Origin of the sequence: Siminovitchia jepli (genome assembly GCF_047228825.1) — a bacterium.
GTDB lineage: Bacteria > Bacillota > Bacilli > Bacillales > Bacillaceae_C > Siminovitchia.
In genome coordinates this window covers 1-15,427 of the sequence record NZ_JBFEGN010000082.1, presented here as the reverse complement: position 1 = coordinate 15,427, position 15,427 = coordinate 1, and the positions used below count along the sequence as shown (strand labels likewise).

17 protein-coding genes are annotated in these 15,427 nt (G+C 41.2%); 7 read left to right on the top strand and 10 right to left on the bottom strand.

What is annotated here, in order from left to right:
* The first annotated feature begins 164 nt into the window (after positions 1–164).
* Positions 165–626 carry a YkyB family protein gene (locus AB1L08_RS18565; RefSeq protein ID WP_413066126.1) on the top strand — a complete coding sequence of 154 codons (462 nt, stop codon included), beginning with the start codon at positions 165–167 and terminating at the stop codon, positions 624–626.
* Between the two features lie 167 nt (positions 627–793).
* Here the strand turns inward: AB1L08_RS18565 and AB1L08_RS18560 are convergent, their stop codons facing one another.
* Together AB1L08_RS18560 and AB1L08_RS18555 are read right to left on the bottom strand one after the other, a co-directional pair.
* Positions 794–1,657, bottom strand: a complete 864-nt coding sequence (locus AB1L08_RS18560) for an NAD(P)-dependent oxidoreductase (RefSeq protein ID WP_413066125.1) — start codon at positions 1,655–1,657, stop codon at positions 794–796.
* A 22-nt stretch (positions 1,658–1,679) separates the two neighbouring features.
* Positions 1,680–2,465 carry an SDR family oxidoreductase gene (locus AB1L08_RS18555; RefSeq protein WP_413066124.1) on the bottom strand — a complete coding sequence of 262 codons (786 nt, stop codon included), beginning with the start codon at positions 2,463–2,465 and terminating at the stop codon, positions 1,680–1,682.
* Positions 2,466–2,900: 435 nt separating this feature from the next.
* Here AB1L08_RS18555 and AB1L08_RS18550 point away from each other — a divergent pair, with 435 nt between their 5' ends.
* From AB1L08_RS18550 to AB1L08_RS18540, 3 genes are all read left to right on the top strand, one after another.
* Positions 2,901–3,092 (top strand): YkvS family protein, encoded by a 192-nt coding sequence (locus tag AB1L08_RS18550; RefSeq protein WP_413066123.1) that lies wholly within the window; start codon positions 2,901–2,903, stop codon positions 3,090–3,092.
* A gap of 86 nt (positions 3,093–3,178) precedes the next feature.
* On the top strand, positions 3,179–3,790 hold the full coding sequence (locus tag AB1L08_RS18545; protein ID WP_413066122.1) for a CPBP family intramembrane glutamic endopeptidase: 612 nt from the start codon (positions 3,179–3,181) through the stop codon (positions 3,788–3,790).
* 32 nt (positions 3,791–3,822) lie between these two features.
* Positions 3,823–4,473, top strand: coding sequence for a hypothetical protein (locus tag AB1L08_RS18540; RefSeq protein WP_413066121.1), 651 nt, complete (start codon positions 3,823–3,825; stop codon positions 4,471–4,473).
* Between the two features lie 155 nt (positions 4,474–4,628).
* On the opposite strand, the gene AB1L08_RS18535 is transcribed toward AB1L08_RS18540, so the two are convergent.
* Positions 4,629–5,666, bottom strand: a complete 1,038-nt coding sequence (locus AB1L08_RS18535; RefSeq protein ID WP_413066120.1) for a YkvI family membrane protein — start codon at positions 5,664–5,666, stop codon at positions 4,629–4,631.
* 193 nt (positions 5,667–5,859) lie between these two features.
* Here AB1L08_RS18535 and AB1L08_RS18530 point away from each other — a divergent pair, with 193 nt between their 5' ends.
* Positions 5,860–8,013, top strand: coding sequence for an ATP-dependent Clp protease ATP-binding subunit (locus AB1L08_RS18530; RefSeq protein ID WP_413066119.1), 2,154 nt, complete (start codon positions 5,860–5,862; stop codon positions 8,011–8,013).
* Positions 8,014–8,078: 65 nt separating this feature from the next.
* Here the strand turns inward: AB1L08_RS18530 and AB1L08_RS18525 are convergent, their stop codons facing one another.
* Together AB1L08_RS18525 and AB1L08_RS18520 are read right to left on the bottom strand one after the other, a co-directional pair.
* Positions 8,079–8,369 carry a Spo0E family sporulation regulatory protein-aspartic acid phosphatase gene (locus AB1L08_RS18525; RefSeq protein ID WP_413066118.1) on the bottom strand — a complete coding sequence of 97 codons (291 nt, stop codon included), beginning with the start codon at positions 8,367–8,369 and terminating at the stop codon, positions 8,079–8,081.
* An 82-nt stretch (positions 8,370–8,451) separates the two neighbouring features.
* A complete protein-coding gene (locus tag AB1L08_RS18520; RefSeq protein ID WP_413066117.1) occupies positions 8,452–8,937 on the bottom strand; it encodes a methylated-DNA--[protein]-cysteine S-methyltransferase in 486 nt (161 codons plus the stop codon).
* A 120-nt stretch (positions 8,938–9,057) separates the two neighbouring features.
* Here AB1L08_RS18520 and AB1L08_RS18515 point away from each other — a divergent pair, with 120 nt between their 5' ends.
* Entirely contained in the window at positions 9,058–10,116 is a 1,059-nt protein-coding gene (locus tag AB1L08_RS18515) for an acyltransferase family protein (RefSeq protein WP_413066116.1), read from the top strand.
* Between the two features lie 141 nt (positions 10,117–10,257).
* Complete coding sequence (locus tag AB1L08_RS18510; RefSeq protein WP_413066115.1) at positions 10,258–12,030, top strand: B12-binding domain-containing radical SAM protein; 1,773 nt, start codon at positions 10,258–10,260, stop codon at positions 12,028–12,030.
* A 402-nt stretch (positions 12,031–12,432) separates the two neighbouring features.
* Here AB1L08_RS18510 and AB1L08_RS18505 read toward each other — a convergent pair whose 3' ends face one another.
* From AB1L08_RS18505 to AB1L08_RS18485, 5 genes are all read right to left on the bottom strand, one after another.
* Positions 12,433–12,858, bottom strand: a complete 426-nt coding sequence (locus AB1L08_RS18505; protein WP_413066114.1) for a DUF2712 domain-containing protein — start codon at positions 12,856–12,858, stop codon at positions 12,433–12,435.
* 50 nt (positions 12,859–12,908) lie between these two features.
* A complete protein-coding gene (locus tag AB1L08_RS18500) occupies positions 12,909–13,538 on the bottom strand; it encodes an ATP-binding cassette domain-containing protein (protein WP_413066113.1) in 630 nt (209 codons plus the stop codon).
* 340 nt (positions 13,539–13,878) lie between these two features.
* Positions 13,879–14,079: a hypothetical protein gene (locus tag AB1L08_RS18495; RefSeq protein ID WP_120075985.1), complete on the bottom strand. Its 201-nt coding sequence runs from the start codon at positions 14,077–14,079 to the stop codon at positions 13,879–13,881.
* Positions 14,076–14,825, bottom strand: a complete 750-nt coding sequence (gene istB, locus AB1L08_RS18490) for an IS21-like element helper ATPase IstB (protein ID WP_120075983.1) — start codon at positions 14,823–14,825, stop codon at positions 14,076–14,078. The genes AB1L08_RS18495 and istB overlap by 4 nt, the downstream gene beginning before the upstream one ends.
* Positions 14,825–15,427 (bottom strand): Mu transposase domain-containing protein (locus AB1L08_RS18485; RefSeq protein ID WP_413066112.1); only part of this gene is annotated, 603 nt, incomplete at its 5' end. The genes istB and AB1L08_RS18485, both read right to left, overlap by 1 nt.

Genomic DNA, 15,427 nt, shown 5'->3' with positions numbered 1-15,427 from the left:
GTAAATTTTTACACCTGTGGATAAGTGCATTTTCTGTTTTAAGGACTAAAAAACATAAATTTACTCCTCAAAGCTGTTGTATTTTGCCGGTGCCTTTCCAACAGATGCATTAAATGGTATAATAATATGCAAATTCCATCAATCTTTAGAAAGGGGAACATTCCGTGGACTCGGATTCCAAAAAGACGCACTCGTTGCCGCCGACGATCGAAAACCTTTCCCAAGCGATTTTTACCGTCAACAGACATGCGAAAACCGCAACCAACCCCAAATTTTTATATAAACTGAAAAAGACGGCCATTGATAAAATGATCCAAGAAAAAAAAGCGACTAAGACAGGGCTGCATTTTTCAAGGAATCCGAAGTTTAGCCAGCAGCAATCTGATGTTTTGGTAAAATGCGGTGATTACACCTTTCACATACCACCCACCAAAGACGATTTTCAACATCTGCCCCATTTAGGCCATCTTGACCAACATTCCCGCAATCCCAAAACCCGAATGCCGCTCAACACTGCGAAGCAGCTTTTGCAAGAATATACAGGTCTTAAAGAAACCAAACAAAAGCCCGACCATCCAGACAGAAAGAAGCCTGTATTTAAAAAATTGGGCGACAGCTTTTTTTAAGAGAAAGTATATCTTGCTCTTCAAAAAAGCTTTTTTGTATCTGACAGGACCTGCTAGTGCAGGCAGGGCCTCCTGCGTGTTTCGCCTTGGCTCCCCGTGCTGAGCAAGGCGCTTGCGCTTTTTTAAAATGATCAGGGCCGCTATTGAAACAGCGGCCCTTCCCGAGTTTAACTCCAATATTTAATCAATGCCTGTGTCCCGCTTTCGCCTTCTCCCTTTTCCGCAATGGCTTCATACATTTGTTTGGCCAGTTCCAACCCGGGAAGCTTTAAATCCATCTTGTGTGCTTCCTCGAGCGCGATTCCCATGTCCTTAATAAAATGTTTTACAAAAAATCCGGGAGAATAATCTTCCTTTAATACTCTTGGGAGCAGGTTGGACATCGACCAGCTTCCCGCTGCTCCCGTGCTGATCGATTGAAGCATTTTTTCCGGGTCGAGTCCTGCTTTTCTCGCATAAACGAGCGCTTCCATCACGCCAATCATATTGGACGCAATGGCAATTTGGTTGCACATTTTCGTATGTTGACCCGATCCGGCTTCTCCCTGATAAACAACATTGTTGCCAAGAATTTCAAAAACGGGCTTAAGCCGCTCAAATGTCTCTTTTGAACCGCCGACCATGATGGAAAGGGTTCCGTTCCTCGCCCCTATGTCTCCGCCTGACACCGGGGCATCAAGCGCCCCAATTCCCCTTTTTTGCGCCTCTTGAGCAATTTTTTTGGCCAGCGTCGGCGTTGAAGTCGTCATATCCACTACGATTTTCCCTGGTGATATGCCATTAAAAATTCCGTCAACACCAAAATATACGTGCTCAACATCATGCGGATAACCGACCATCGTTATCACGATATTTGATTGGCCTGTTACTTCTTTGGGGCTTTCTTTCCATTCGGCCCCCTCCCTGATCAAATCTTCGGCCTTGTCTTTCGTACGTGTATAAATGAGCACATGGTACCCATTTTTCTGCAAGTTGCGGACCATTGATTTCCCCATGACACCGATTCCAATAAAGCCGATTACTGTACCCAACGTTAAAACCGCCCTTTCCTGTTTAGATGGATCTTAATTTGCCGCCGTCAACTATAAAAGTGCTGCCAGTCATGTATGTATTGCCGTCTGATGCAAGGAATACGACCACTTTCGCGAATTCTTCCGGCCTGCCGTCCCTTCCGAGCGGTATGCCCTTTTTCGCCCGTTCTTTGATGGCTTCAACCGGGACTCCTTCCCGGTCAGCCTGGGCCCGATCAAGTTCTTTAATTCTTTCCGTTGCGATTCTGCCCGGTCCGACCGTATTGACCAGTATGCTGTATGGCGCGAGCTCCTCCGACAATGTTTTGGAAAGCCCGACAATGCCGAGTCTAAACGTATTGGATAAAATCAGTCCCGGTATCGGCTCTTTAATCGAGGAAGAAGCGATATTGACAATTTTTCCTCCCTGTTTCTTTAAATAAGGGAGCGCTTCCCTGATGGTTCTTATATAGGATAACAAATGAAGTTGGAACGATTTTTCCCAGTCATCATCATCCATGTCCTCAAATCCGCCTGCCGGGGGACCGCCTGCATTATTCACCAGAATATCGATGCCGCCAAGCTTTTCAACCGTAGACGTGACCGCCCGCCGGATATCCGGGGGATTCATCATGTCACAGACCGTATATTCTGCCGCTCCCGCTTTTAAACTATTTAACTCTGCAGCTGCTGCTTTTAATCTCTCTTCGTTGCGGCTGGCAAGCATCACTTTGGCTCCCTCCGAAACAAACTGTGCCGCAATCGCCTTTCCAAGCCCTTTGCTTGATGCCATGACGAGCACGCTTTTTCCCGCTAAGCCAAGCTCCATGTACTTTCACCCCATGTTAAAATATTGTATATTATCCGTTTCGCTATTGATCCGTTCACCTCCTGCTTTTAGTATAAAAGAATATAAAAATTATATCGATCCTCATCCAAAAAATTAAAAAACGGAAGGCTAATTGTAGCCTTCCGACAAAAAAGGGGAAAAATGAGATTGACATGACCACTTAAAAGTAAGATCAGTCATGGTTATTATTCTATACCACCTTTTTTACTTTATACTCCTTTATTTTGACAATTTTTTTATTTCAATTACATTACAGTTGTTTTAAGAGCGCCTAATTCCTTCTTTTGAACGGTTGACAGTTTCTTCATTTTCCGTTTTACTGTTCATATTCGCGTCATAAAGACTAACCGCGCCCATATTTGCACTTTTAAAAAAAATAGTGCAAACTATGTAAAAAAGATAAGGGGGAAGCCAATGAAAATCGCCAAAGTAGGGGACTTGATTGAATTCAGGGGTGGGCTTCAAGGAATTGTGGAAAAAATCAATGATAACTCGGTCATTGTTGATTTAACCTATATGGAAAACTATCGTGAACTTGACTTGGAAGAAAAAACGGTAGTCAATCATAAAAAATATAAAATCATTACAGAATCCGTGGAATTATAGAAGCAAGCAATATGCTTGCTTCTTTATTGATGTGATATGATAAATATTTGGTGAAAATGGGATTTAGAAAGGACTTAGTACGTTAAATGAGTAAAATATGGATTGATTTTAAATTGGCCGGGGGAATATTTTTGGCCTGCTTGCTTGTTTTTGTTGCATTTGACCGAATAGATGTGTTTTGGTATTTATACACAGCAACCATCTTATTCCTGATCAGCTACTCCATCATCAATGAACCTCCCGATAATGAAGCGGCGACGAAACAATATATCACATATGGCATATTGTCGGGATCCGCTCTTTATGGATTATTTTTCGCTGCAGATTGGATGCTGGAGATAATGCCGGGCCATTTAAAAACACAAGTGGACAACATTTACGCCCGCTTTACTTTCGACTTTTTTTGGCATTATTTAGTACTCATTTTTATCATCATCCCCGGAGAGGAAATTTTTTGGAGGGGATTTATCCTGAAAAGGCTGATGGATTGGATGAATCCAACCGCTGCCATCCTTGCCGGAGCCTTTTTGAATGCAGCAGCCTTTTATTTTACCGGTTATTCCATCTTGATGATTGCCGCATTCGTCAGCGGGCTTGCATGGGGATGGCTATATATATGGAAAAGAAGCATTCCGCTTGTCATTATTTCCCATTTGACATTTGATTTGCTCCTTTTAATCATCTTCCCCCTTCAATAATATGGAAATCTTACAAAAGGAGGCTTTTTTAAATGAAGCAAACAAAATTCTTGTTGGTTTGCCTGCTGGCAGTCCTTTTCATCGCGGCCTGCGGAACGGCGAAAAACAGTGTAAATCAAGGAAGCGGTGAAAATCCGGCCGAAAACAAACATGAGCAAAACGAACAGCCGGAAAATGAACATACTGCGGAGAAAGATAAGGAAGAGGAGCAAAAGATTCGTTTAATGGAGCAAAATTTGTCTTATGAAATCAACGGTGATGTAAAAGAAGAAACAGCCTTTTTGCGGGAAAGCGACAATCAAGGCTTTTCGTTGTATGTCTTGCCTGAATATGAGCTTACAGGAGAAGAGCCGCAAAAAGACATCCTTTATTTTAAAGAAAATGACAGCCAATTCATGAGGATTGAACTTCTCCCTTCCGACACCTCCGTAGACGAGGCGGCCGAAATGGCAAAGGTCCAGCTCGAATCAGTAAGCCCCGAAGTAAAGCAAGCGGAACCCGGCCAAGATGATGAATGGTTAAAAGATGCCGCCATCTATTCGGCCAGCAATGATGAAGATAAAGTGAGCGCCTATCTTATACCCAAAAAAGACTGGCTTTTAAAGCTTACAATCTTTACTTCCGCAAACCGGCAAATGGAAGACCCGTTTTTAAAAATGGCCGAAACGATCGCAAGCAAATAAAGTGACATTCAATGGCGGGGTCCTTTGCAATCGACATCCTATCGCCATCTCCCGCCTAACCTCTCCGATTACATCAGATTTGAGGTGGGAGAATTACTGTCAGCTGCAGCAGGTTAAAGCGGAAACGGCCGGAGAAGATGTTTTCTTCCAGCCGTTTATGCAGACCCCTTCGCCGGCTTTATCAACAATAACAGCAAAAAGGCAAAGCTCAAATAGCCAAACAACGGATACAAAATACCGAGCAACTTCCCATATTTTACAAGACTGATCAAACAGACAACCAACAGCAGAAACAGTACGATCCACATGGAGTTTACTTGAAAATATTGATGGAGCTGCCGTTCAAGCCCGTATGTATTGCCAATTAATGTCGTAAAAATTTCTCCATAAATCATCAAGATATAAATAAAATAAAGGCTTCCCGCCGACTCGCGCACAATAACTGCCATCGGAATTTCAAACACCCCCGGATCACGCAATCCCGATAAACAAATATGGCCGGAAATCAACAAGATGGTCAGAAATGCCCCTCCCAATATTCCTCCCCATTTGACTGTTTTTTTGTCATTTATTTCTGCAGCAAGCGGAACTAGTACCGCTTGAGCCAAAGCAAGGTTAAAACCTGCATACGAAATGCCCGACAAAACCGCAAACCACCCATTTCCTGCATCTTCTATTTGAAGCCACAAATTCACATCGCCTGCAGGTACAACATGAAAAAGAATGGCTGCATTAAAGGCGATCATCATTGGAACCACAATCACATTAATGATAAACAAACCCTTTATGCCGGCAGCCATTACAACGAGACCAAGAAAAGCGGTAATCAGCATGCCTGTAAACCTGGGAACATTGAGCTGCTTGGCAAATAATGCTTCCGCACCCGCCAGCATTACGGCACACACGCCGACAAGCATGGCCAACAGGAGCAAATTCATGATATGTGCGAGTCTTTTGCCGAACAAATATTCATTCAATTGTTCAAAAGATCCGGCTTTAATGTCAATTGATAACAACATGATTTTTGATCCAAGGATCATGAACAAACATCCCGCGATCAGGATGGATAACAATCCCCAAAAACCAAAACGGGTAAAAAACTCGACAATTTCCCTTCCTGTTGCAAATCCTGCCCCGATGACGGTTCCTACATAAACTGCGGCAACTTGACATACACCCGACCAATTTTTCACAGCTCATCCCCCTTAAAAAAGCGTATGATGGCTTGCCCAAAAAAATTTGTAAAATGAGTAAAAAAAGGTTGAAAGTCAAAAATGGTCAGTGTATAATGTAAACAAAGGTCAAAGTTAGTCAAAGTAAAAGACCTTTTTTATATCGATCATTGGTCAAAAAAGATCAAATTCAATTAATGGAGGTTAGATGCAAATGCTTTGCAGTAAATGTAAGGAAAAACAAGCAAACATTCATCTCCGCGTAAATATTAACGGACAAAAACAAACGATGGCATTATGCTCAACATGCTATGCGTCTGAAAAACAACAACTCGGAGCATTGGGAGGTGCCCCGTTTGGAAACCAATTCGGAAGTTTGGATGATTTCTTTACAAACTTTGCCGGAATGGATCAGCCATCCGGGCAACATATGGGCGCCCCCCGGCAAGAAAGAAGTGCCGCGGGCCGCGGCGGCGGATTTCTTGATCAACATGGCCACAACTTAAACGATGCCGCGAAAGCCGGATTGATCGATCCTGTCATCGGCCGTGAGGAAGAAATTAACCGCGTCATTGAAATACTGAACCGGAGAAATAAAAACAACCCGGTGCTGATCGGTGAACCCGGTGTCGGAAAAACGGCCATTGCAGAAGGTCTGGCTTTGAAAATCGTTGAAGGAAATGTACCTGCGAAACTGAAAAACAAGGAAGTCTACTTGCTTGATGTCGCATCTCTTGTCGCCAATACAGGAATTCGCGGACAATTTGAAGAACGGATGAAACAACTCATCGCAGAACTTCAAAGCCGCAAAAACATTCTGTTGTTCATTGATGAAGTGCATCTGCTTGTCGGGGCAGGATCCGCCGAAGGATCGATGGATGCCGGCAACATCTTAAAACCGGCGCTTGCGCGCGGAGAATTGCAAGTCATCGGGGCTACGACATTAAAAGAATATCGGCAAATTGAAAAAGATGCCGCACTGGAAAGACGCTTCCAGCCTGTACAAGTCGGGGAGCCGTCATTGGACAAGTCATTTGAAATCCTCATGGGGTTAAAAGAAAAATATGAAAACTACCATGATGTGACTTTTACAGATGAAGCGTTAAAAGCATGTGTAGAATTATCAAGCCGCTACATTCAGGATCGCCATCTTCCCGACAAAGCGATCGATTTAATGGATGAAGCGGGCTCCAAATTAAATTTGACGATTCAGGATACAGACAAGGAATCGCTTCAACAGCGCTATGCCGAACTGGAAAAAGAAAAGCAGGCTGCCCTTGCCAACGAAGATTATGAAACAGCAGCCAAGCTTCGCGATGAAGAAAATGAAATTGAAAGGCTGCTTAAAGAAGAGTCTCCTGAAAAACGGGTTGTCGTCGACGTCCGCCATATTCAGGAAATCGTTGCCAAGAAAACGGGCATTCCTGTCGGAAAACTGGAATCAGATGAACAGAAGAAAATGAAAAACCTGGAAAAAGCTCTTGGGGCAAAGGTAATCGGACAGGATGAAGCAGTTCAAAAAGTAGCGAAGGCCATTCGCCGCAGCAGAGCGGGACTAAAAGCAAAAAACCGCCCGATTGGATCGTTCCTTTTCGTAGGGCCAACAGGGGTTGGGAAAACAGAGCTTACGAAGGTACTTGCTGAAGAGCTATTCGGTACTAAAGACGCGTATATTCGACTCGATATGAGCGAATATATGGAAAAACACAGCGTTTCAAAATTGATTGGGTCTCCTCCGGGCTATGTCGGCCATGAAGAAGCGGGACAACTGACTGAACGGGTACGCCGCAATCCCTACAGCATTATATTGCTTGACGAAATAGAAAAGGCACACCCGGATGTTCAGCACATGTTCTTGCAAATTTTAGAAGATGGCAGACTGACCGACAGCCAGGGCCGGACGGTCAGCTTTAAAGATTCGGTCATCATTATGACGAGCAATGCAGGAACGGGTGAAAAACGAATTCAAGTCGGTTTTGACCAAAGCAATGCATTAAAAGAGACAAGTATTCTGGATACGCTCGGCTCATTCTTCAAGCCGGAATTCTTGAACCGCTTTGATGCGATCATCGAATTTAATGCACTGGAAAAAGAACATCTGTTGAAAATAGTAGATCTTTTGCTTGCTGAACTGGCTGGCACACTTTCCGAACAAGGAATCACGATCACGATTTCTGATGAGGTAAAAGAAAAATTAACGGAATTGGGCTACCACCCCCAATATGGGGCACGTCCTCTCCGCAGGGCCATTCAGGAGCATTTGGAGGATCAAATATCCGATTACATTTTGGACCATGAGGGCGTTCAAGAACTGCATACAGTTGTTGAAAACGGACAAATTAAAGTGATCCAAAAAGAGATTGCCTGATCCAGGCAATCTCTTTTTTTGTCGTTTCATATTTATGTAACCTGATTTTGGGGTTTTCCATTATGTTAGGACGAGCGTATATGGCTTGGATGAAATGATTTGGAAAACAAAACGAATGACTTCTTTCGTGCATGTCCCGCATTTTGGGAAGCTTTCCCCGCTTGAAAACGTTGATGATATTCATTTAGTAACTGGTCAAGCTCTTGGCTGCATGTCACTGTTTCCTCGGCAGTCAGTCCATATTGGTTGCCAATAAAAAGCATTTCTTTGCGTTTTTCCTGAATTTTTGCCAACAAGATTTGCTGTTCCTTCCTACCGTAACCCATCGTTTGTTCTCCTCCGCCAATTATTTTCATTTCAACCCTCTCATTATCTCAAAAGCCCCTATTTTTGTAAACGCCAGAATATGATTGGTCACGATTTTGACATATTCGCCATTCATTTTAATGCTCCTTCCAATTTTAACAGAACCTCTTTTTTATCAATTTCGTTTCCGGCATATCCCGTAAGTGACTTATTCTTTCCAATCACCCGGTGACAAGGGATGATAATGGGAATGGGATTTCTTCTGTTTGCCTGTCCCACAGCCCTTACTGCCTTCTCATTGCCGATCTGCCGCGCTATTTCTCCATAGGTTCGCGTTTCCCCGTACGGAATTTCCAGCAACTTCTTCCACACGTTTTGCTGAAATGATGTACCATGGAAATGCAGCGGTACGTTAAATGACTGAATGGCGCCTTTAAAATATTGCTCCAATTGCCGTGCTGTTTCTTTGAGAACCGGATGATTCGCGTTTTCAGCAGGTTCGCATGTTGTTGGGGGCAGATTTTCCATGCCAAAAAAAATACCCGTAATTGCTTTATCGGTCCCGGTAATAATTAGTTGTCCAATCGGACTATCCGTTGCACAATAATACATGATCATTTTATTTAAGCTCCTTCATTGATTTCATGAATAAGTCAATTGTAAAGATAACGTAATGTTTGGCATACCGTTGTGAAGGGAAAATATATGCTGAATGAAAAACAATTGTAGGTGAATGAAATGGAAAAAAGAGAAAGTTATTTTGACAATGCCAAGATCCTATTAATCTTTCTTGTTGTGTTTGGTCATTTTATCCAATCTTATATTGATGCAAACGTCTTTATTTCCTATATGTATAACTTTATTTACACCTTTCACATGCCTGCCTTTATTATCATATCAGGATTTTTTGCCAAAGGAATATATGAGAAAGGCTACATTTGGAAAATAACAAAAAAGTTGATTGTTCCATACATGCTGTTCCAGGTTCTTTATGCTGTTTTTTATTATTTTTTGCATGAAGAAAAAACGTTTCATTTGGAATTGCTGGACCCAAGGTGGTCACTGTGGTTTTTAATCAGCCTCTTTTTCTGGAATATTTTACTTTTGATGTTCAACAAATTAAAACCGGCCGCAGCTTTGGCAATTGCCATTACAATCGGTTTGGCTGCCGGATTTGCCGACTGGATTACGAATTATCTCAGTTTGTCAAGAACATTGGTTTTCTTTCCATTTTTCCTTGTGGGATACTTTTTAAACAAAGACAGCTTTCAGAAACTAAGTTCGAAAAAGGCAAAGGCCACGGCGGCGGCAGTCATGCTCGTGGTGACAGTGGGAATCATTTACTTTCCGGACTTAAATGAAAAATGGTTCTTTGGTTCAATGCCGTACGGTGATCTGGAAAGTGAAAAATTTCTAGGAATGTTAAAGCGGACTGGCATATACGCAATTCAGTTTATAATGGCCGGAAGTTTCTTTGCTTTTGTTCCGCGCCGGCGCTTCTTTTTTACAAGGTGGGGAAAAAATACACTTTACGTCTACTTGCTGCATGGTTTTATCGTCCGCTTGTTTAGAGGAAGCAGTTTGGAGGATTACCTGAACCAAACATTGACCCTGCCTGTTTTGATTTTTGCCAGTTTCGTATTAACCGCCCTCCTTTCCAGCAAATATGTGACGAGTTTGACACAGCCGTTTATCGAGTTGAGAATATCGAAGTGGAAACCATTTATTCAAGCAATTGAGATAAAAAGGATGCAGAACGCCGGAACATTCATGGATCATATCGATAATCGTAAATGATTCCCCCAGTCCTTTTTTTATTCGCTGTATTAGATCTTTATCCTGCTATAATCGTTCGACATTTTTCGCTAAATTGTGGTTTCCTCCTTTCTCCGCTAAAATAGGTGGTGAGTGTTTAAAAAAAGGAGCTGCCGATCTATCATGAAAGTTGTCGCCGGTACATTAAATGCGAAATTTATCCATACAAATTTAGCGATCAGATATTTAAAAGCATACGCTGCCCCGGAATTTGAAATAGAGATAGCCGAATACACAATCAATGATCCGGTTTTCAATATCGCATCCGATTTATTTGCAAAAAAACCGGACGTGATCGGTTTCAGCTGTTACATCTGGAACATCGAAGAAACCGTTAAAGTCATTCAGATTTTGCGCAAAATCCTGCCCGATGCGGTCATCATTTTGGGCGGGCCCGAGGTTTCATATGATGTCGTTTACTGGCTTAAACGATTGCCGGAAATCAATTTTATTGTTATTGGAGAGGGTGAAGCGACATTTAAAGAGCTGCTCGAAAGATTGACGGGTGGCAGAGCAACTTCGGATGTAATGGGAATCGGTTTTATGGCAAACGGAAAGCCTGTGATTAATCCCATCCGCCCCAAAATCGACTTGCGCAAAACGCCTTCTCCTTTCCGTTTTCCGGAAGACAAACCCAATCTTTCCAAACGGGTCACATACATAGAAACAAGCCGCGGCTGCCCGTTCAGCTGCCAATTTTGCCTCTCTTCCATTGAGGTGGGCGTCCGTTATTTTAACCGGGAGAAAATAAAAGAAGATATCCGTTACTTAATGGAAAATGGGGCGAAAACAATCAAATTCGTTGACCGCACCTTTAATATCAGCCGGAGCTACGCAATGGAAATGTTTCAGTTCTTAATCAACGAACACGTGCCGGGCACTGTTTTCCAGTTTGAAATAACCGGTGATATTATGCGCCCTGAAGTAATCGAATTTTTAAATGAAAATGCGCCAAAAGGGCTTTTCCGCTTTGAAATCGGCGTCCAGTCTACGAATGATGCAACAAATGAACTCGTCAAAAGAAGGCAAAACTTCGAAAAGCTAACAAGGACTGTCACCATGGTAAAAGAAGGAGGGAAAATTGTTCAGCATCTCGACTTGATTGCCGGACTTCCGGAAGAGGACTACAGCTCATTCAGAAAAACATTTAATGACGTATTTGCCTTAAAACCGGAAGAGTTGCAGCTCGGGTTTTTGAAAATGCTGAGGGGAACCGGTTTGCGGCTGTCAGCCAAGCAATTCGGATATACCTATATGGACCATGCTCCATATGAAATTCTTGGGAATCATGTCATTGACTTTAACGATATTCTAAAGATTAAACAAGTTGAAGACGTATTGGAGAAATACTGGAATCACCATCGAATGGACAACGCCGTTGAGTATATCGTTTCCGCCTGTTTTGAGACGCCCTTTGATTTTTTTCAGCAATTTGGAACCTATTGGGATGAGCAGGGCTGGGCGAGAATCGGCCATCAGCTGGAGGATTTGTTCCTCCGCCTGCAGCAGTTTTTAAGAGAGGAAGATGTTCCGGGACGGACGATCGCTGAAGGGCTGATGAAATACAACTATTTGCGCAACATCCGCTATAAGCCAAGGAAGCAATGGTGGGAGCGGACCTTGAGCAAGGAAGAAAAATCGCATGTCTATGAAGCTGTTCTTAACGATCCCGAACTCGCGGGCAGCACATTTTCGAAACTGCAGTTAAAGCAAAGGGATTTGTATAAGCATACGATCCTTGAACCGTTTCCTTTCAGTCTCCGGGATTATATCCAATATGGCGAGATCGTTGAAGAACATTCCGTGGCACTGGTCTATTTTGACCCGGCCAATGGAAAATCAGCGTTTTTCCCGATCGAAAAACTGCCGGAAAAAACCGCCCTTAAAGGCTTCTGAATCAAACAAATGAGTGTGTAAACTGGCGCGGTGTCATACTGCGCCATTTACCAAATCATCCATTAATATTTTCGGATTCAAAAGTGATCATATTTGTGAAATAAATGTTAGGAAGAAAGGTACACTTAGCAAAGTGTAGGTTGGAAAATGGAGAAATGTATATTTTGCGATATTGTTATATTAGTTGAAGATAAAATTCACATTGGAAGAACTGACCAATGATTGTTTTCAGTACAGTTGTTTTAAACTTTACCAATAACTAATGGCGAAAACTTATTTCAATATATAGAACAGACGATTTTTTTGGAGTCATCTTTTAATAAAAAGAAAAAAGACTGTCACAAAAAATCATTTTTTACCGACTTTCTGGACAGCCCTATCTACTATTACCGTGTATTTTCATTACCAAGTTTCTTCATCCCAAACGCCAGATACAGTATATGATTTGCCGTTATAATTGTTGTTTTCACCTGTTAACCAAACATCAGTCTGGTTAGCCTGCGCATAAGGATTTGTGTAGTAAGCACCTACACCTTGTTTAACATCCCTAGACATACTTACATTTCTAGCAGAGGCATTCTCAATCCAAAATCTAGTAATTGTGCCTTTCCCTTCACCAGAGCTATCTAATCTTACTTTCCAAGGATTATCTACACTTTTAGTTTGGCGATATCTACCAATCTTTTCTTTCCCATTTTTATGATATGAATAGATTGTAAATTTATAACCTATATCATCATTACTCGCTAAGCTGCTCAATGGGATAGATACTCCTAAGGCAATGATCGCTATAAGGGATAGTTTAATAAATTTTTTGGCCTTCTTCATCCGTTTCACCTCATTTCGTGTTTTAAACAGACAATCGTAAAAGTTATTATCTACCTAATTTCACCATCAACAATTTTCAATGTTTGATCAGCCAAAATATTTAGGTCCTCTTTATGATGACTAGCGATAAGAATTGTACAGCCTTGTTTTTTAAGATTCAACAAAATATTTCTTAATGTAAGAATGCTGTCTTCATCAAGTGCATTTGTTGGTTCGTCTAATAATAATATTCTTGGTTTTTCAAATATAGCTTGGGCAATACTTAATTTTTGTTTCATACCTAAGGAATATTCCTTGACTTTGAGATTTGCTTGCTTTGATAAGCCAACTTCATCGAGAGTTTTTAAAATGTCTTTCTCTGATACTTTTTTGTTTATTTCCCCTAATATTTTTAAATTTTCGAAACCGCTATACTGGGGCAGCAGTTCGGTATTTTCGATAATCACTCCAATACTCGGTGGAAAGTCAATATCTTTATGTAAAATTTTGCCGTCAATTTCAACATATCCGCTACTCGGAAAAATTAATCCTGCAATTGCTCTAAGAATCATTGTTTTTCCTGAACCGTTCCTGCCGAATAATCCATAAATATTTCCGGATTCAAAAGTGTAAGTAATATTATTCAGGATTAACTTTTTTTTAATTACCTTTGAATAATTCACCATTTTAATCGTTGACATAAAAAATTCCTTTCTAAAGCCAATTTTTTTTATGCACATATTTTTTTGTAATATATACCAATAAGAGGAATGCAACTAAAACCAGAATATATAAAAGACAAATATGAACTAAATCAAAAGTATAAAATGTCTTCAACCTTTCGTACATTAAGATGTTGGGGATAAACAACAGATTCAAATAATTTTCCCCAAGTGAAGAAGGACATAGGTTAGCTCCACCTCTGCCATCTTTTTGACCCACTTGGGACAAGAAATTGATCCACTTAGGACAGAGATGAGCCACTACTAGTAGATTTATAAGCAGCCATTGAAATCTAATATATTCCAATGGCTGTTTAGCTTATTTAAAACTCTTACCGTCTAGTTGTTTATTAATTATCTCTTGAGCTAAGCTAACGAGTTCATCGTGGTCTAATCCCTCTTCTTCTCCCCAAATACATGGAGGTAATAATTTCTCTTCCACTTCGCGCATTACTTCATCAGGTAAATACATGTGAAGGAAATACCTTGCTATACGGATTTCAACTTCTTCAGGGATCACTTGGATACCGCCAATCCATGACGTTCTCTCATCGAGACTTTACCGTCAATAAGTATATTGTAGGAATCATGCACAATCCTATCTAGAATGGCGTCTGCCAGTGTGCTTTCGCCAATTTTATCATGCCATCCCCTAGGATCAAATTGGGAACAAAAGATAGTTGAGCCCTGCTGGTGGCGTGCTTCTACGATTTCAAGAAGGTCTCTTGATTCCGTTTCTTTTAACGGAGTTAATAGCCACTCATCCAAGATTAGTAGGTTTACATTCTTGTATTTTTTCATTACCTTTCTATACGTTCCTTCTCCTCTTGCGATCGCCAATTCATCCAATAAATCAGGTAATCGGATGTATTTTACTTTATAGAATTGACGACACGCAGCGATGCCAAATGCACAGGCTAAATACGTCTTCCCATTTCCGGAAGCACCCATTAATATAATATTGTGATGCTCTTCAATATAATTACCAGTTGCCAATCGCAATATTTGTGCCTTATCTAGCTTTCTATCCGGATGATATTCAATATCTTCAATACACGCCTGCGTGTCCCGTAATTCTGCTTGTTTGATTAGGCGATCAAGCTTATTGTTTTGCCTTCTGGACCATTCAATATCAACCAGTAATCCAAATCTATCTTCAAAAGATAGTTCTTGATATTCCGGATTTCTCAATTGTTCTCTAAATGTTTCTGCCATCGCAGACATTCTCATGTCATTTAATTTTGTTAAAGTGTTATCGGTTGTCATTATTTTTTCCCTCCGTAGTAATCAGCGCCACGAGTAAAGCCGTATGCGTTATCATTTTTTGGTGTGTCCATTTGTTCGCTTGTTTTCTCCAATGGTAATTTATCATGTCCTGTTTTTAGGATTGTTTGTATGCTTTTAAGTTTTGGGCGTGGCGTATAAGACAATACTCTTTCACACGCCTTCTCTATGCGTTCGATGGAGTATTTATCTGCTAGTTTCATCAATGCATAGGTCGATTTCAACCCTTGCTTTTCTGTTGGATAAGATTCTAGTATTCTTTCAATGGTTAATAGGGTGGAAGGACCGGTTGTGGCACCCCACTCTAATATAAACTCCTTATCAAACGATGCATACTTTCTATGATCCCTAGGCATATGATCAGGAATCGTACTGAAATCCCCACCTGTTTTATTTGATCTTTTGTGCGAAGCAATCCGGATATTCTTATAAAACACTTCAACTATATTTCTCGTTACTCGAACGTCTACTGTACATTTGATATAATCATAGGGAACAGAGTAATAATTATTATCTATTTTCACATGATAATCGGGCTGGACAACGGTCTTCGCCCAGCTCGCAATCTCGTATGGTGAATGAGG